The 16,514-nt window shown below is 60.5% G+C and carries 16 protein-coding genes; 9 read left to right on the forward strand and 7 right to left on the reverse strand.

The annotated features are described in order from the left end of the window. Nucleotides 1–582: 582 nt before the first annotated feature. Both tcuC and A3CW_RS0126065 read left to right on the forward strand, forming a co-directional pair. Entirely contained in the window at nt 583–1,878 is a 1,296-nt protein-coding gene (gene tcuC / locus A3CW_RS0126060) for an MFS transporter (protein WP_028206176.1), read from the forward strand. A 43-nt stretch (nt 1,879–1,921) separates the two neighbouring features. Continuing rightward, nucleotides 1,922–2,704, forward strand: coding sequence for a substrate-binding domain-containing protein (locus A3CW_RS0126065; protein ID WP_028206177.1), 783 nt, complete (start codon nt 1,922–1,924; stop codon nt 2,702–2,704). Nucleotides 2,705–2,738: 34 nt separating this feature from the next. Here A3CW_RS0126065 and A3CW_RS0126070 read toward each other — a convergent pair whose 3' ends face one another. Both A3CW_RS0126070 and A3CW_RS47695 read right to left on the reverse strand, forming a co-directional pair. Continuing rightward, nucleotides 2,739–3,707 (reverse strand): LysR family transcriptional regulator, encoded by a 969-nt coding sequence (locus A3CW_RS0126070; protein WP_028206178.1) that lies wholly within the window; start codon nt 3,705–3,707, stop codon nt 2,739–2,741. A gap of 326 nt (nt 3,708–4,033) precedes the next feature. After that, the gene (locus A3CW_RS47695; protein ID WP_051481728.1) at nt 4,034–5,248 is read right to left on the reverse strand and encodes an MFS transporter; all 1,215 of its coding nucleotides are present in this window, start codon (nt 5,246–5,248) and stop codon (nt 4,034–4,036) included. A 90-nt stretch (nt 5,249–5,338) separates the two neighbouring features. On the opposite strand from A3CW_RS47695, the gene A3CW_RS0126080 reads away from it, so the two are divergent. From A3CW_RS0126080 to A3CW_RS0126100, 5 genes are all read left to right on the forward strand, one after another. Further along, nucleotides 5,339–5,677: an ArsR/SmtB family transcription factor gene (locus tag A3CW_RS0126080; protein ID WP_081771821.1), complete on the forward strand. Its 339-nt coding sequence runs from the start codon at nt 5,339–5,341 to the stop codon at nt 5,675–5,677. 193 nt (nt 5,678–5,870) lie between these two features. Beyond that, nucleotides 5,871–6,746 (forward strand): LysR family transcriptional regulator, encoded by an 876-nt coding sequence (locus A3CW_RS0126085; protein ID WP_028206180.1) that lies wholly within the window; start codon nt 5,871–5,873, stop codon nt 6,744–6,746. Nucleotides 6,747–6,899: 153 nt separating this feature from the next. Then, complete coding sequence (locus A3CW_RS0126090) at nt 6,900–7,916, forward strand: succinylglutamate desuccinylase/aspartoacylase family protein (protein WP_028206181.1); 1,017 nt, start codon at nt 6,900–6,902, stop codon at nt 7,914–7,916. A 63-nt stretch (nt 7,917–7,979) separates the two neighbouring features. After that, on the forward strand, nt 7,980–9,380 hold the full coding sequence (locus A3CW_RS47700; protein ID WP_051481729.1) for an MFS transporter: 1,401 nt from the start codon (nt 7,980–7,982) through the stop codon (nt 9,378–9,380). Continuing rightward, nucleotides 9,377–10,264: an MBL fold metallo-hydrolase gene (locus A3CW_RS0126100; protein ID WP_028206182.1), complete on the forward strand. Its 888-nt coding sequence runs from the start codon at nt 9,377–9,379 to the stop codon at nt 10,262–10,264. Before A3CW_RS47700 ends, A3CW_RS0126100 begins: the two co-directional genes overlap by 4 nt. A gap of 256 nt (nt 10,265–10,520) precedes the next feature. On the opposite strand, the gene A3CW_RS0126105 is transcribed toward A3CW_RS0126100, so the two are convergent. Beyond that, nucleotides 10,521–11,918, reverse strand: coding sequence for an FAD-binding oxidoreductase (locus A3CW_RS0126105; protein ID WP_028206183.1), 1,398 nt, complete (start codon nt 11,916–11,918; stop codon nt 10,521–10,523). Nucleotides 11,919–12,055: 137 nt separating this feature from the next. On the opposite strand from A3CW_RS0126105, the gene A3CW_RS0126110 reads away from it, so the two are divergent. Both A3CW_RS0126110 and A3CW_RS0126115 read left to right on the forward strand, forming a co-directional pair. Continuing rightward, nucleotides 12,056–12,970, forward strand: a complete 915-nt coding sequence (locus A3CW_RS0126110) for a LysR substrate-binding domain-containing protein (protein ID WP_028206184.1) — start codon at nt 12,056–12,058, stop codon at nt 12,968–12,970. 353 nt (nt 12,971–13,323) lie between these two features. After that, nucleotides 13,324–13,716 carry a YybH family protein gene (locus tag A3CW_RS0126115; protein ID WP_028206185.1) on the forward strand — a complete coding sequence of 131 codons (393 nt, stop codon included), beginning with the start codon at nt 13,324–13,326 and terminating at the stop codon, nt 13,714–13,716. Between the two features lie 324 nt (nt 13,717–14,040). On the opposite strand, the gene A3CW_RS0126120 is transcribed toward A3CW_RS0126115, so the two are convergent. From A3CW_RS0126120 to A3CW_RS47705, 4 genes are all read right to left on the reverse strand, one after another. Next, entirely contained in the window at nt 14,041–14,907 is an 867-nt protein-coding gene (locus A3CW_RS0126120) for an alpha/beta fold hydrolase (RefSeq protein WP_028206186.1), read from the reverse strand. Then, entirely contained in the window at nt 14,891–15,121 is a 231-nt protein-coding gene (locus A3CW_RS54575) for a Tar ligand binding domain-containing protein (RefSeq protein WP_028206187.1), read from the reverse strand. The genes A3CW_RS0126120 and A3CW_RS54575 overlap by 17 nt, the downstream gene beginning before the upstream one ends. Nucleotides 15,122–15,192: 71 nt before the next feature. After that, nucleotides 15,193–15,930 carry an SDR family NAD(P)-dependent oxidoreductase gene (locus A3CW_RS0126130; protein WP_245623747.1) on the reverse strand — a complete coding sequence of 246 codons (738 nt, stop codon included), beginning with the start codon at nt 15,928–15,930 and terminating at the stop codon, nt 15,193–15,195. A gap of 32 nt (nt 15,931–15,962) precedes the next feature. After that, the gene (locus tag A3CW_RS47705; RefSeq protein WP_028206189.1) at nt 15,963–16,508 is read right to left on the reverse strand and encodes a hemerythrin domain-containing protein; all 546 of its coding nucleotides are present in this window, start codon (nt 16,506–16,508) and stop codon (nt 15,963–15,965) included. Nucleotides 16,509–16,514 lie beyond the last annotated feature (6 nt).

The following is a 16,514-nucleotide window of genomic DNA, read 5'->3' on the forward strand; positions in this document are numbered from 1 at the left end:
TGTCGAGGCCGTCGCCCGACTGCGAATTTCACCGCTCCGCATGTGCATTGCCCCGTGTGCTTTTTTCCCATGATCCAATAGCTCGTTCGTCAAGAGGCAGTATTGGGAATACGGTCAGGAGCCGGTGGAGCCTCGGACAACGATCCCGGCCGCATTGTCGCGCGACCTTACAAAATGAGGCACGCGACCGTGCGATATCGGAAGACTCGGTGTTAATCGAACATCGGGGTTGGCAAGAGAGATCAGGCAGGTGCGCCGCGGCCTGGCGCGCCTGAGCGCGGAACCGTTCGCGCGCTGCTGCATCGGTTTCCGTGCCGTTCATCCTTTGTAATTCCATCGCTGCGCTGGTAGATAACTGGAGCGCCGCAAGTCGCCTACCGTTAGGGATTGGTCAGTTAGCGTTGGCGGTGGTCGCAAGAAGTTGGTTAGGGGCACACCTTGTCGGCAGACCTCGATTGATAACGACAGAACATCAATCGTTCCGAAATTTGCACTTATCGTTTTGCCGGCTCCGGGCGAACATTGCCAAAGCCACAATCGACCGGAACGCCGCGTATGTTCTGGAATTCAGGAGACACCTCGATGCACCCGTCGTCTAACCTTTCGACCAGACATTCAAAGGCCGTCGCGGTTTTCCGCGTAACGGCCGGGAATTTCCTGGAGCAGTTCGACTTCTTCCTGTTCGGCTTCTACGCCACGCAGATCGCCAACGTTTTCTTTCCCGCCAGGAGCGAGTTCGCCTCGTTGATGATGACGTTCGCGGTCTTCGGTGCCGGCTTCCTGATGCGGCCGCTGGGCGCGATCGTGCTTGGCGCCTACATCGACGACGTCGGCCGCCGCAAGGGCCTCATCGTCACGCTTTCCATCATGGCGAGCGGCACCATCCTGATCGCGTTCGTACCGGGCTATGCGACGATCGGACTTCTCGCTCCCGCGCTCGTGCTGCTCGGGCGGCTGCTACAGGGCTTCTCGGCGGGCGCCGAGCTGGGCGGCGTGTCGGTGTATCTCGCCGAGATGGCCACGCCCGGCCGCAAAGGTTTCTTCACGAGCTGGCAGTCCGCGAGCCAGCAGGTAGCGATTGTCGTCGCTGCGGGCCTCGGCTTCGCGCTCAACCAATGGCTGAGCGCACCGGCCATCGCCGCATGGGGCTGGCGCGTACCGTTCTTCGTCGGCTGCATGATCGTGCCGTTTATCTTCATGCTGCGTCGCAATCTGGAGGAAACGCAGGAGTTCAAGGCGCGCCAGCATCGTCCGGGCATGAAGGAAGTATTCGGCACGCTGGTCCAGAACTGGGCTGTCGTCGTCGCCGGCATGATGCTGGTGGCGATGACCACCACGAGCTTCTATCTCATCACGGTCTACGCGCCGACTTTCGGCAAGACGGTCCTGCACCTGAGCACCGCCGACAGTCTGCTCGTGACGCTGTGTGTCGGCGTGTCGAACTTCGTGTGGCTACCGATCGGCGGGGCGCTCTCCGACAAGATCGGCCGCCGGCCTCTCCTTGTCGGCATGACGGTGCTCGCCATCGCGACTGCTTACCCGGCACTGTCGCTGCTCGCTCACGCGCCGAGCTTCGTCAACATGCTGCTCGTCCTCCTTTGGCTCTCGTTCATGTACGGAATCTATAATGGCGCGATGGTCGCCGCGCTCACGGAAGTGATGCCGGTGCAGGTACGCGTTGCTGGCTTCTCGCTCGCCTACAGCCTCGCTACGGCCGTGTTCGGAGGCTTCACGCCGGCGATCTCGACGGCGCTCATTCATATGACCGGCGACAAGGCCGCACCCGGCTACTGGATGAGCCTCGCCGCAGCGTGCGCCCTTTTGGCGACGTTCGCGCTCTATCGCCGCCGCGCAGTGACACTGACGCCGGCGCACTGATGCGCTTCCCCCGCACCCATCGCAACCCTGCACGACCACAACCATGAGAAATCTGCTTCTGAAACTTTGCGCGGCAGCGCTCGTCGCAACCTCGGCCGCTGCGGCGAACGTGCAGGCTGCCGACCTGCACGTCATGAGCTCGGGCGGCTTCACCGCCGCGTACAAGGTGCTCGGCCCAAGGTTCGCTTCCCAGACGGGCAACACGCTCGACACCGCGCTCGGCCCGTCGATGGGCAAATCGCCCGAAGCGATCCCCAACAGGCTCGAGCGTGGCGAGCCTGCGGACGTCGTCATCATGGTCGGCTACGCACTTGACGATCTGATCAAGCAAGGCAAGGTCATCCCCGGATCGCGGGTCGAGCTGGCCGATTCGCGCATCGGCATGGTCGTGCGTGAAGGTGCGGCGAAGCCCGACATCGGCTCTGCCGAAGGCCTCAGGCAGACCTTGCTGCATGCAAAGTCGATTGCCTACTCGGACAGCGCGAGCGGCGTCTATATCGAGCGAGAGTTGTTCAGGAAGCTCGGCGTCGTGGATCAGGTCAGGTCGAAGGCGAAGATGATTCCGCGCATTCCAGTGGCGTCGGTGGTGGCGAACGGTGATTACGAAATCGGCTTCCAGCAGGTGAGCGAACTGCTGCCCGTCCAGGGCGCCACGTTCGTTGGCAAGATTCCCGAGTCTCTGCAGTCCGTCACGCGTTTCGCCGGCGGCATCCCCGTGGGCGCGCAGCATCCGAAGGAAGCGAAGGCGCTCCTCGACTATCTCGCATCGCCCGATGTGCAACCCGAAGTGAGATCGACCGGGCTCGATTCCGTCTCCGCCCATTGAGGCAGAGCCATGGGAAGGCTTGTCCCAGCCAACCTCACGATGCGGTCTTCCTTCTTGTTTTCGGCGGCGTCGTCGCGCTGTTGCCCACGGCATCACTGCGTGCGACGCTGACGCGCTTCGACTCGATGATCGTCCGGTGAAACTCCTGTGCGGCCGGTGTGAGCGGCCGTCCGCGCCGTCTTACGATTCCCACGCGTCGTTTCACCACCGGTTCGACGAGCGGCACGCTCGTGAGGATTGGGTGGTCACGTCCGGGCATGGCCATCGACGGCACCGCGGCGACACCGAGCCCCGCTTCAACCAGCCCGAGCATCGTCGTGACGTGCCGCGTTTCGCAAACGCTCGGCGCTCGCGGCGCCACGGCAGTGAGCGCCTGGTCGAGCAACAGGCGGTTACCGGAAGTCTTGTCGACCGAGACGTAGTCGTGTTCGTAGAGTTCGTCCCAGGTCACGCGCTTCTTGCGTGCGAGGGGATGGTCGCGTCGGCAGGCAGCAACAAACCGCTCCTGCAGCAGGACTTTGAACTCGATCTCGGACTCTTGACTGCCCATGAAGCTCACGCCGAAATCAGCCTCGCCGCTGATGACGGCGCCAAGCACCTCGTTAGCGCTCGAATCGAGGAGCTTGACCCGGATGCGTGGAAAGCGGCGATGATAGCTCGCGATAACGCTCGGCAGAAAGTAATACGCCACCGAAGGCACGCACGCGATAGTCACATGACCCAGGCGGCTCGATGAAACATCGCGAATGCCGAGCAGCGCGACGTCAAGATCATCGAGCAGTTGTTCTGCGCTTTGGGCGAACACGCGGCCGACGGTGGTGAGCGTGACGCTGCGCGTGGTGCGCTCGAAGAGACGCACGCCGAGTGCTTCCTCGAGCTTGTCGATCCGACGACTCAAGGCTGGCTGGGATATGCTCACCGCCTCAGCGGCCTTTCGGAAGCTTCCCAGCTCCACCACCGCGCGAAACGCCTGCAAGTCATTCAAGTCAAAGTTCACGCCCACGACCGGCCTCCGCATCTCAGATGCCGACTATTTTGCATGATTAAGCAGAGATCCCCTCCACCCAAATGATGCTTGTATCCGCAGCCTTTGACGGGGTGTCACTGCCACGAGTGTGACGGACTGGTTTCGCACAATCAGCCGACATTCGTGTCCGGGACGCAGTTGTCTTTTTATGACCGACCACCGTCTCATGCCGTTTCACAGTGCGATCGACGGAAAGCGAGCCGGAGGGTCCACCAGGCAGGCGCTCGGCGGTCGGCGACTCTCCGGGAGCAACGGCCGCTTATCCGTCGGGCGGGGCGCAGATTGGCTGTGAAAACGGCGTATCAGGAGGTAACCGCTCGTTCATCACGGAGCGTCGCCGTGAGTATCATCGCCACGCATGCAAGCGCGGACGCGGTGATAAAAACGTCCTTGAGCGAACCAAACCAGGCTACGAAGTTGCCCCCCATCACATTGCCCAATGTCGTTCCAAGACCGAGAAAGACGTTGGCAACACCAAACACCGTGGTTGCCGAGCAAGGCTCCATAGTCTTGCTGATATACGCGGGAATCAGTCCGTAAATCGCATAGAACGAGAGACCGAAACACACGGCGGCCGCTCGCAATTGCCACGCTTCGGAATGGAAAGCGATCAGGAGACCGGAGCCGGCGAGTGCAGTGAAGGAGAATGCGAGCGCAATCCGTACCCCTGCCTTGTCGGCAGCCATCCCCGCCGCAAATCCGCTGAACAGTCCCACCACGCCAATCGTCGACCAGACTTGCCCAATAGTTGCCAGGGAATGCCCCTCATCGGCCAGAAAGCTTGACAGGTAGTTTTGCCACGGCCCGCAAGCCATTCCGCTCAACGCGAGCAGTATCCAGACCGTCAGGTTGGCGCGAGTCACCAATCGCCACCGGTCGCCGGACGGGTGGCGATTTTCAGCGCGCTTTGGCGCCTTGCGGCTGAAAACCTGTGGAGCGAAGCGGCGAAGCGCAAGCAGTCCCACAAGCGCGATGACGAGCGAGACCGACCCCGCCACAATCCATATCGAGTGCCAGCTGTATCCTGGTAGCACCCGCGACACCAGAACGCCATTCGCAAATTGCCCATAGGCCGTGCCGCTCGAAACCAGACCATTGACGCGGGACCGGTACCCGAAAGGGACTGTCCGGGAGATTGCACCGACGCTCGGGACCATCATGAAAGCCGCCGTCGCGCCAAGTCCGGCGAGAACGAGTCCGACCGACATTACGCTCTGGACTCTCGCGAACAGCAGCAAAAGCAGGGCTGCGGCAGTGACAGCGCCCACAATGACCTGCCCCTCGCCGAAGCGGGTTGTGAGGCGCGGACAAACTAGCGCCGCAACGAGATACGCCGTCTGGGCTCCGCCAGTTACGATGCCAATCGCCGTATAGTCGAACCCGAGACCCTGCCGCATCACTGGCACGACCAGCGCAAAAAGATAGAGCCCGAAACCGAACACGACCGCCACGAACAGCGTGAAGACGACGGCAACGCTGATCGTGCGCACGATCGACTGAGTGCTTGTGGAAGTCATTGCGTTCGTCGCCATACTCTACCTATATCGGTAAATGACTATATAGAAAGAGTACAATATAGATTGGTCCCGTCAAGGAAAATCTGAGCAATGCCGAAAATGGACAATCTCGATGAGAGCCAGCTGCAGGACGCGCTGCATGCACTCTCAAATCGCCACCGGCTGACGATACTCATCTGGCTTACCGAGCCGGAAAAGCACTTTCCACCGCAGCGGGACGCGGACCTTGTGAGGGACGGAGTGTGTGTCAGTTTCATCACCGAGAAGGCGGGCCTCAGTCAGCCCACTGTCACCACGCATATGCAGGCGCTGGCAGCGGCAGACCTGGTGACTTCGAAGAAAATCAAAAACTGGGTGTACTACAAGCCCAATAGCGTGGCGATCGAACGCTTGCTCGACGACCTGGACCGCGCGCTCCGTCCCACTTGACCGATTCGCTTTCGACAACTGAAGTGGGGCCCCGCATGAGTCATCGCGCACGTGCCGGGAGGGTCTCTTATTGGGGGCGGAACCGACGCGCTGGTGACCCAATGCAACGGTTGCTACTGACTGTCCGTGGCTCGACCTCTGCCCCCGATGCGGTCGGCCTTAGCCGACCTCAACGTCCTGGACCAATATCGCCATGGAACTCCGGCATCTTCGCTATTTCATCGCTGTCGCCGAATTGCGCAGCGTACGTGCGGCGTCTGAACAACTGCACGTAACCCAGCCGGCGATATCCCGGCAAATCCAGGATCTCGAGCACGCCATCGGCGCAACGCTGTTCGAGCGCACACCGCGCGGCCTGATACTCACGGCTGCAGGCAAAGCCTACCTTGCCGAAGCGCGAGAGATTCTGGCCCGCGTCGACGCCGCCAATCGCCGCGCCCGCCAGATCGCTTCCGGCTTGCAGGGTCATTTGCGTATCGGTTTCGTCGAAAACGCGGCATGGAGTGGCATTGTCTCCAGCGCATTGAGCGAATTCGAACAGGCCGTGCCGCAAGTGTCACTCGAACTGCAGCCAATGAATACGCCAGAACAACTCGAAGCGATTGCGGCGGGACGGCTCGACGGCGGATTTTGCTATCGCGTCGGCGTGCTACCCGAAGACATCGCCAGCGTGCCCGTGCTCGAACAGAATGTTGTGCTGGCCGTACCAGCAGCGTGGCCGCTCGGCAAAGGGGGAGCGGTTGCGACAACGGAACTCCGGAGCACGCCATTTATCGCGTTTCCTCGACACGTCTACCCGGCGTACTACGATCGCCTGCTGTCCGCTTGCGCCGAGCGCGGGCTCACGCTCGACATTCGACAGGAGGCTAGCACCGAAACGGCAATCCTTTCGCTCGTGTCCGCGGGTATGGGCGCTGCAATCGTGAACGCCGCGAATCGTGATCGTCCACCGGCACGCGTGCGTTTCGTCGGTCTGCAAGATTTGTCGGTGCCATTACCTCTCGAATTCTGCTACGCAGTAAGCGGAGCAAACCTGGCGCTGAGTCGATTCGTCGACCAGTTGAGGTAGGTGACGCCTTGCACTGGCGCATCGATGGAAGAACGAGTTGCCGGTGATGCCTTCAAGGCATCGGCCGCCGCAGAAAACGGCATTGGTCAGGCGCTTTATCCTCGGCGATAGTAAGACAACCGGGGCGCCGCCTCGCCGTCTACTGATCGCACCATGTCCCATCCTCCTTCGCTTATTGCCACTGACGTGGATTTTGAGCGCACCGGTTTCCAGACCGGCACGCTCCGGCTGCCCTGGTCGCACGACCGCTCGGCGTACGGGCACATTCCGATCCCGCTCGCCGTACTCAATGCCGGAGCCGGGACAGGCCCGACGATTCTACTCACGGGCGGCAACCATGGCGACGAATACGAAGGCCCCGTCGCACTGATCAAGCTATTGCAGCGGATGCCGTCGATGACGATCCGCGGCCGCCTCATCGTGATCCCTGCGCTGAACTTCCCGGCCTTCATCAACGGCTCCCGCACCTCCCCCATCGACCGCGGCAACCTGAACCGGCTTTTCCCCGGCGCCCGCAACGGGCAGCCGACCGAGATGATCGCGCACTACGTCGAAACGGAACTGCTCCCACGCGCCGATATCGTGATCGATCTTCACGCCGGCGGCGCATCGTTCGAACATGCTCCGACGCTTCTCGCGTCGCCGCCCGCCGGGGTCGAGCGGCGTGAACTCTATCTCGACCTCGTACGTGCGTTCGGTGCGCCGAACACGATGATCATGGATCTACTCGGCGAAGATCGCACTTTCGCGGCGGCGGCCGAACGCCACGGAAAGCTCTTTCTGTGTGGCGAATTCGGCGGCCACGCAGGGTGCGACGCGGCCAACCTGGCGATCGTCGAGAGCGGCCTCTCTCGTATCCTGCACCGGCTCGGCATGACGCGGGAAGCCCATCTTTCGCCTGCGCGCGAGACCCGCTTCCTGCGTGTGGAAGGCGAACGCCACTATGTGTATTCGCCCATTGCGGGCGTGTTCGAACCCACCTTCGCGCTCGGCGAACGCGTTCGCGAAGGTCAGATCGCGGGGCGTCTCTTCGATCCACACCGGCCCTGGCAGGCGCCGCTGGAGATTCGCTTTCGCGCAGACGCAACGGTGATGTGCGTCCGCACTTTCGCACGCGTGGATCCCGGCGACTGTATCGCGTTGCTGGCCGCGGATACCGTTGCCGATTGAGCACAGAACAAAAAGAACGTCTGCGACTGACGACTCCCCGACTCATCCCTTCGGAGACAGTGTATGAGCGCCAATCCGCTTTTGACTCAGCCGGCCGGGCACGGCGCGCGACCGACCTGCAGCGATGTGCGACATCCGGTCTACATCGTGCTGCTGTTTTTCACCTGCTTCGCGTTCTCGTATCTGGATCGGCAGATCGTCAGCATTCTCGTGCAGCCGATCAAGCAGTCGCTCGCGCTCACCGATACGCAAATCGGCCTGTTACAGGGTCTTTCGTTCACGATGTGTTATGCAACGGCCGGTGTTTTCGTCGCGCGGCTCGTCGATCACGCCAACCGGACAAAGCTGATTGCCGCCTGCATTGCAATCTGGGCGATCTCGACGATGGCATGCGGATTCGCTTCAAACTTTTCCGAACTGCTCATCGCCCGCGCGGGGACCGCAATTGCCGAAGCAGCGCTGAGCCCCGCCGCATTGTCGATCTTCAGTGACATCTTCACGCCGCGCCGCGTGGCGCGCGCGAGCAGTGTTTTCATGCTCGGGCCGTATGTCGGCGGCGGCGTCGCGCTATTCGGCGGCGGCATGCTGTTGTCCGCCGCGCATGGGGACAGCGGTGCCTGGCTCGCGACACATGGCGTTGAACCGTGGCAAGCCGTGTTCGTCGCGGTCGGATTGCCCGGGCTCGTCCTGGCCGCGCTGGTGGCATTCACAGTTCGTGAACCTGTCCGCCTGGAGACGCTCGCTCACGCAACGCCGATAGAGGATGTCATGCCGTCCCTGCGGGACGTCATGATCGAACTGTTCGTGCGCAATCGCTTCTGTCTGCCGTACTTCGCGGCCTACGTGGCGTTGATCACGCTGTTCTACTCGCACGCCGCGTGGTTTCCGACCTTGCTGATGCGGCATTTTCATCTCGCGCCCAAAGTAGTGGGCCAGATGGCTGCACCTGCTTACATGATCGGCGGGACACTCGGTGTCGCGTGCGCGGGCATGCTCGCAACACGCGTCACTGACGAAAGCACCTTGCGCAAGGTGCTGGGCTTCTCCGCCGGCGCGGTTGCTACGCTGGTGCCGGCTGCGATTGCGATGCCGCTCGTCGGTGACAGCACCGTTGCGATCGTGCTATACGGCACCTGTGCGTTCACCGCGAGCATTGCGATGGGCCTTGCACCCGTGCCGTTGCAGATCGCCGTGCCGAACCGCATGCGTGGCCGTTCGCTCGCCTTGCTCGTGTTCATGACCAACGCGATCAGCGGAGGCGTGGGTCCGCTGGCTGTCGGCTACCTGAACGAGCACCTCGGGCACACGGACAACAGCCTGGGTGTGGCGCTGGCGTTGACCGGCGGGTTGTCCGCGCTGATCGGCGCCGCGCTCTACGCACTGGCCATGCGGCGCGTGCCGGTTGTGCAAGCGTCGGCCGGAGCAAGTGATTCTACGACTTCCGACAAGCGAATATCGCCATGAAAGACACTTCCAATACCCATCTCGTGGGCGAAGCCACCATCACCCGGGTCGATGAAACCGCCTTCGCACTGGCTCCCGACGTCTTGTTCCCCGACTGGGATGCCGCTAGCGGCCGTGCCCTGGAGGAACACTGTTCGACTGCCAGCCTCGACCTCACGAATCGACGCGTTTCGCTGAAAACGCATTTGTGGGTCGTTGAAATCAGCGGCCTGACGATCGTCGTCGATACGGGGATCGGCAACGGGAAGACGCGGCCGTTCAGCGCGCTGTTCGACAGACTCGACAACCCCGTGCTCGAGCGTTTCGAAGCGGCAGGCTTCCCGCGCGAGCGAGTTGATTATGTGTTGCTCACGCATTTGCACGTCGATCACGTCGGATGGAACACGCATTGGCAAAACGACCGCTGGACGCCCGTCTTTCCGAACGCCACCTATGTATTCGGCCAGCGCGAACGCGATTATTTCGCGACGCCGGAAGGAGAGCCGCGGCGTATGGTATTCGACGACAGCGTACTGCCCATCATCGAAGCCCAACAGGCTCGCGTCGTGCCAGACGAAGGGGCGGAAATTGTCGACGGTATTCGCTTTCTGCCGACGCCGGGCCACAGCATCGGGCATATGGCCATCGAAATTCGCTCGCGCGGAGAGACAGCGTTGTTTTCCGGGGACGTCATGCATAGTCCGCTGCAGGTCTACCGTCCTCAGTGGAATTCGACGTTCTGCCTTGATCAGCCACAGGCGCGAGCATCGAGACAATCGCTGCTCGAACATGCGGCGAGAACGGGTGCGACTGTATTCCCCGCGCACTTTCCAGAAACATCGGCCGGCACGGTGCACGAGGGTCCATACGGCTTCGAATGGCACTACCTGAAAAGCGCGAAATGAAACGACGCCAGAGCAACGAGACGTTGCGATCCGGGCGCGCTCCGCTCGTGCGGAGGCTCCGATTTTTCAGAACAACCTGCAGGCGCCTCGCGGTAACGGCAAGTCTCGAGACCTCTCCGGACCTTCATCCAGGCGCAACCTCTGCAACTGCCCTGTCGCCATGGCACGACCTCGAAAATGTCAGCCAACCGGTCCGTCGCGATTGACATGTATCGCGTCATGAGCGGCGGCGTCGTTGTCTAAAACGAAAATGTACTCAGGCCGGAGCGATGTTCTGATTCATGTGGAAGAAGTTGTCGGGATCGTACTGGCGTTTGATGGAAGCCAGCCGCGAATAATTGTCGCCATAGGCTTCCTTCACGCGTTCGTCGCCTTCCTCTCCGAGGTTGTTTGCATAGACGCCTCCGGATGAATACAGCCTTAGCGCGTCCCATACGCTGCGCGCCCATTGGACGTTCACGGCGTCTTCGGCTGCGTCGTCCCAGATGGCGACTGGAAAGCAGTCAAAGCTGGCGTCGCGATGCGGGTAGGCAGTCGCGGACCCGGCGACGCGGGCAATGGCTCCCCCTACATGCTGAAACACCAGCAGCGATGACACCGAAGGCGAACGTTCATAGGCGCCCAATACCGCGTCGATCGCGCCATCGTCGATCTCTTTCAGGAACTGTGCCTTCCAGTAATACCTCCGGCCCCGCGGAAACACACCGTCGCCGTTTGATTGAATCTGGAGATAGGGCAAGCGTTCGAGGCGGCGGTCGACGGGTGAACCGGACTCCATCAGTGTCTCGAGAACCCGTCGACCGGACTCTGGCGCGCCGACATAGCAAGCCGATATGCTGAAGAATCGCTCGCCGGAAGGATGGGTGACGAATGCAGCATCTGCGCTCACCTCATCCGGCGCATTGCGCGCAAACTGATCATAAAAGCGCAATGCGGCGCGTGCCTGCTCGAACGGGTAGCGCACAGAGCCGACGAGCAACTCGGAATCCAGCGGGTGAAGCCGTAAATAGAAAGCTGTCGCGATGCCGAAGTTGCCTCCACCGCCCCGCACGGCCCAGAACAGGTCGGGATGTTTGCTGTCGTTCACTAACCGTTTTTGCCCGTCCGCAGTGACCATTTCGACGGCGACCAGGTTATCGCAAGTCAGCCCGTATTTACGGCCGAGCTTGCCGAACCCGCCGCCCAATGTCAGGCCGGCAAGGCCCGTGTCGCTGATAACACCCGTTGTCGTCGCGAGGCCGTGGGCCATTGTGGCCCGATCGAACTCACCGAGGTTGAGGCCAGCCTCCGCGCGCACCAGCCGCCGATCAGCGTCGACGTCAATCTGCTTCATCCGGGAGAGGTCGATAACCATACCGCCATCGCACACCGAAAGGCCCGCCACGTTGTGACCGCCGCTGCGCACGGCAACCCGCGAATCAATCGACCTGGCAAAGCGCACGGCTGCGACCACGTCGTCGGCGTCAGCACAATAGATGATCATTGCCGGCCGCTTGTCGACTGTCCCGTTCCACACCCGGCGCGCCTCGTCGTAATCCGGATCGCGTGGCATGACCAGCGTGCCGTGAAGCGTGCCACGCAATTGCTCGAGCTGACGCGAGGCAGCGTGGCTTTCGCCCCTAAAGTTATGTGACGACGCTGTTTCGGTGCTCATCTTGCCTCCCTCGTGCTCGCTAGCGCTGAAGAGCCGAAATTCAAGGTTCGGTCGCTTGATCGTTGCACTTCCCACGCATCGAAGCAAAATGAAAGAATTCAGCTTTCAGATGAGAAAACTTCATCTAGACTGAACAGATGCGAAAGTTGCCTCCTCTGCGTTCGCTGCAGGCGTTCGAGGCGGTTGCGCGGCATCGCAGTTTCAAGGATGCCGCGGAAGAGCTCAACGTCACGCCAACAGCCCTGAGTCACCAGATCCGCACGCTGGAAGAAGCGTGTGGCCGGCAACTCTTTGCGCGTCGGCCGCGACCCATTCGACTCACCGCTGCCGGACAACTTTTGTATCCGGCGCTGCGGAGAGGATTCGATTCATTCGCGGATGCACTCTCCACGGTCGCGGAAATGGGCGGCACGATCGCGCTACGGATCACCAGTCCGAACGCCTTCGCGAGTCGCTGGCTGGTTCCGCGGCTGTCGCAATGGCACGAGTCTCACCCCGATATTCCGCTGCAGATTATCGGTACCGATGCGGTCCTCGACCTGGACGCGGGCGAAGCAGACGTCGCGATACGCTACGCACACGCGGCGCCAAAAGGGCTGGTATGTAAAGAGATCGCGCGAGATGCGTTCTACCCCGTGGCTAGCCCCGGCCTCCTTGGGGCAGAAAATACACGCCCAATTGCGGCGATGGACCTGCTTCGATTTCCTCTGATCCATTACGAGTGGACGAACGGAGATCCCGAGGCACCTTCCTGGCCGCGCTGGTTTTCGGCTTCCGGTGTTCTGGCATCCGCATTCATGCCTCTTCGCAGCAAGCGTGATTTGAGCTTTCGGGAAGAACTCCATGCGATTGACGCTGTGCTTGCCGGCCAGGGAATCGCTCTGTGCAGTGACATCGTACTGGAGCGGGCATTGCTGAGCGGAGCGCTCGTGAAAGTGCTTCCCCTTGCGTTGCCTGGCTACGGCTTCTATGTTGCCCATCTCGCGGAGCATGCGACGTCCAGTGCAGTTCGCACCTTTGTACAGTGGGTCGCCTCCGCGCGTTGCGCTTAGGAGCGGCCGGCCTCTCGCGCAAGTCAACGTCCATCCGGTTGCACATCGACATACCGCCGATCAGGCTTCGATGCGCCCTGGCCAATTTCGCGAAACACCGACAAGATCCCGTGCAATCCGCCTGTGGTCCAAATGGAGAACGGATTGAGTGAGACTGTACGTCGGCATTCGTACTTTCAGCGGATAACCCTTATCCGAAAGCGATTCTAGAACGCCGTCGAGCTGACTATGCACGATAAGCAATGGTCTTTCACACGTCGACCCAAAATAGTGAAGATAAAGTAGACGCCGGTGTCGGCGTTTTCGTACGTGATGGTCGCGTGATCGAACTGTTTTGACAGTGGAGGTTGCAGATGGGATCTGATGAACGAGCTATACGTGAGGTCCACACAACGTGGATTGATGCAGTCAACGCGGGCGATCTTGTCCGCTTGCTCACCTTGATGGCGGACGATGTCGTGTTTTTGTATCCGGGTCGAGCGCCGCTCGGCCGGGAGGGATTCCCCGCCGGCTTCCTGGCCGCCCACCAACAATCCCGGATCCGTTGCATCAGCGAGTTGGAAGAGGTCGTGATCGTCGGCGAAGTCGCCTACACGCTGTGCCGGGACTCGTTATCTGTGACACCGCGCGCAGGGGGAGAAGCAACGGAGCTGGCCGGTCATCGGATCACCCTATACCGCAAACAGCCCGACGGCCGCTGGCTTCTGGCCCGCGACGCCAACACGCTCGCCCCAGTGGCAAGCTGAGGTCGTGAGAATCGTCTCACTCGACCTGGCCATTCATTCGAGCGTACGTCGAAATGGTCGCTGAGCGCCTTTGGGCCGCCGCTCATGTCGAGCGTTGACGTCCACCCGCGGAGTCTGCACCTGAGCCGCCCAACGACCGCTCCGGCTCGATATGACTCATTCGCGCTCTGAAAAGGCAACATCTGTCCGATCAGCGGCGGACCGAACACTCCCTCGTTCGCCGCAGAGCGCAGGTACAGCAACGTCCGCGGATGTTCGCTCATCTTGCCATGCCCCCATGGATAAGGGGCCGATGACTTGATGTCCAGGTTATGCAGGCGACGCTCAGTTGGACAGGAAGTCCAACACCATGCGATTGAACTTGTCCACGTGCTCCCACTGCACCCAGTGACCGCAGCGGTTGAACATGTGGAATTCGGCATTGGGGAGACCCGCCATCAGACGAAGACCCATGTCGTAGGGAAGGAAGCGATCCTCTCGCCCCCAGACGATCAGTGCAGGAGCCTTGATCTCGTGGAGTTGCGTTTGATAGTCCGAGAATTGCTTCGGATTCGCAGCCATGCTCTTCACCCAGTTATCCAGGTGGAGCTTGCTGGCCTGCATGTTGTCCACCCTCTGTTGCAGCAGATCGTCGGTCAGCGCCGAGGCATCGTAGACAAACACATTCATCATGCGCTTGACGTTCTCGAGCGTGGGTTCCCTGTACACGAAGTTCAGGAGCTTGATTCCTTCAGCCGGCTGCGGAACGAACATCGAGGGCCCTGCGGTACCGCCGCCCATATAGACCAGACGGTTGACCCGCTCCGGGTTCTTCAAAGCAAACGCCGTAGCGGAGTGGGCACCCATCGAATTGCCGACCACGCTTACCTTATCGACCTGAATTTGATCCAAAACCGCGCGAACGACCTGACCGTTGAATTCGGAGCGGGAGCCTCGGTCGATGACGACCGGGTCGCTCTTGCCGAAGCCCGGCATATTGATCAGCAAAAGGCGGTATCCAGCACCAGCAAACGCGTCAATGTTTCGATAGTAGTTCGCCCAGCCGGTGGCACCGGGGCCCGAACCGTGGAGCATGACCACCACGCGATCCTTGCTGTCCCCAATGTCGTTGTAGTGCACCTTGTACCTGGTGCCCTCGACCTCGACCGCCACCTCATGGCTGGTCTGCGCTTCATTAAAAAGCAAACTCATATGCGTTCTCAAACGTTGTGAATCGCAGACGATTCAGCGCTGTGTTCATTAAATCGATACGCTGAATGGAAACCAGTCTCGCTTCGTAGACTTCGTGTAGCGAATCGTTGACTCTACTTATGCTCCAGAGCCCCATCAGGCCCCCCGCTAGCAGCAGCACACTCAATGCAGTCATAACGGCGATCAGTCGCGCCTTGAGCGTGAGGCTCTTCAAAGTTCAATTCCCCGATTAATACAATAGACGCAAGCGTATTTTCGCCGTCTTCAAAATCCAGTCCTGCAACGTCAGATCGTCATGCCGCCGTCAACGCTCAGGGTCGTCCCCGTCACGTATCGGGATTGATCCGACAGTAGCCATATCACAGCACTCGCAACCTCATCGGGCTGGCCGATTCGATGCATCGGAATCATTGCATCCAGCAGATGGACGTCACCACTAGTGCTGCGCATGTAATTCGGCGTCTCGGTGGCTCCCGGACACACAGCATTCACGCGAATGTTCCGAACCGCGTATTCCTTGGCGACTGCACGGGTCAGCCCCACCACCGCGTGTTTGGCCGCCACGTAGTGGGCAATGCCGTCCATACCGCGCAATCCAAAGATCGAGGCGTTATTGACGATGGCGCCCCCACCCGAACGCAGCATCGCTTCGACCTGATACTTGACACCGTAATACACGCCCTTGAAGTTCAGATCGATCACCCATTCCGCTTCATCGATTGGCGTTTCGTGAATGGGTTTGAAGTCCCCGTGCCCGCCGGCGTTGTTGAATGCGAAATCGAGACGACTGAACGTTTTTTCCACGAATTCAACCAGCGCCTGATTGTCTTCTCGCTTCGAAACATCCGCCTGGAAGATCGCCGCCAGACCGCCCAGGGCTTCGATTTCTTTCTGGACCGAAATCAGCTTGTCTTCGTCACGACCGGCCAGAACGACCGTGGCCCCTTCCGTGGCGAGTGCCAGCGCAGCGGCCCGACCCATTCCAGAACCGCCGCCGGTCACGAGACCAATCTTCCCTTTCATCAACATCTTCGTCCCCTTTTTGTCACAGCGAGTTACGCGGCCTCTGCCTGCGATTCGTCAGGCACCCGATCCTCGTGCACCAGATTGCGCCGCAATACCACGGCCTGACCGCCATGCGTTTTACCGTTGATCCACGCGGACAAGGACGAGTCCATATAGTCCGCGTGACCCGGAAACCAATCCATCAGCGATTGTGCAAGTCTATGCACGGCGCCCAACCCAATCTGACCGATAGCTGCCAGTTGATGCACCTGAAACACTGAACCAAGAACTTCGTCGTGTTGATCTCGATGGCACCTGGAATAAACCTCGGGAAAAGCCGTTTTGTCCATCCACGCGTGTTCAAGATCGAAGTGGGCAATCAAATGTTTTTCCACTGCATCGAGAGCAGCCAAAGCGGTGTGCGCCGTACTATTGCGCAATGCAGTGACAACCTGAACAAACTCACGATGTTCATCATCCATAGGGCCATGTCCGAGTAGCAGAGCATCGTTCCATTCCAGCTTTTCGACGCTGTTGGTCTTCCGCTGTGCGTGGTGTGCATGATGGACATTGTGATTGATCTGTTGAGCGTTCATTTTTCA

The sequence above is a fragment of the Paraburkholderia nodosa DSM 21604 genome (assembly GCF_000519185.1).
Taxonomy (GTDB): domain Bacteria; phylum Pseudomonadota; class Gammaproteobacteria; order Burkholderiales; family Burkholderiaceae; genus Paraburkholderia; species Paraburkholderia nodosa.

Excerpts from the sequence above, each read along its gene's own strand:
- tcuC (WP_028206176.1), top strand. The coding sequence starts at position 583 with ATGCACCCGTCGTCTAACCTTTCGACCAGACATTCAAAGGCCGTCGCG.
- A3CW_RS0126065 (WP_028206177.1), top strand. The coding sequence starts at position 1,922 with ATGAGAAATCTGCTTCTGAAACTTTGCGCGGCAGCGCTCGTCGCAACC.
- A3CW_RS47695 (WP_051481728.1), bottom strand. The coding sequence starts at position 5,248 with ATGACTTCCACAAGCACTCAGTCGATCGTGCGCACGATCAGCGTTGCC.
- A3CW_RS0126080 (WP_081771821.1), top strand. The coding sequence starts at position 5,339 with ATGCCGAAAATGGACAATCTCGATGAGAGCCAGCTGCAGGACGCGCTG.
- A3CW_RS0126085 (WP_028206180.1), top strand. The coding sequence starts at position 5,871 with ATGGAACTCCGGCATCTTCGCTATTTCATCGCTGTCGCCGAATTGCGC.
- A3CW_RS0126090 (WP_028206181.1), top strand. The coding sequence starts at position 6,900 with ATGTCCCATCCTCCTTCGCTTATTGCCACTGACGTGGATTTTGAGCGC.
- A3CW_RS47700 (WP_051481729.1), top strand. The coding sequence starts at position 7,980 with ATGAGCGCCAATCCGCTTTTGACTCAGCCGGCCGGGCACGGCGCGCGA.
- A3CW_RS0126100 (WP_028206182.1), top strand. The coding sequence starts at position 9,377 with ATGAAAGACACTTCCAATACCCATCTCGTGGGCGAAGCCACCATCACC.
- A3CW_RS0126105 (WP_028206183.1), bottom strand. The coding sequence starts at position 11,918 with ATGAGCACCGAAACAGCGTCGTCACATAACTTTAGGGGCGAAAGCCAC.
- A3CW_RS0126110 (WP_028206184.1), top strand. The coding sequence starts at position 12,056 with ATGCGAAAGTTGCCTCCTCTGCGTTCGCTGCAGGCGTTCGAGGCGGTT.
- A3CW_RS0126115 (WP_028206185.1), top strand. The coding sequence starts at position 13,324 with ATGGGATCTGATGAACGAGCTATACGTGAGGTCCACACAACGTGGATT.
- A3CW_RS0126120 (WP_028206186.1), bottom strand. The coding sequence starts at position 14,907 with ATGAGTTTGCTTTTTAATGAAGCGCAGACCAGCCATGAGGTGGCGGTC.
- A3CW_RS0126130 (WP_245623747.1), bottom strand. The coding sequence starts at position 15,930 with ATGAAAGGGAAGATTGGTCTCGTGACCGGCGGCGGTTCTGGAATGGGT.
- A3CW_RS47705 (WP_028206189.1), bottom strand. The coding sequence starts at position 16,508 with ATGAACGCTCAACAGATCAATCACAATGTCCATCATGCACACCACGCA.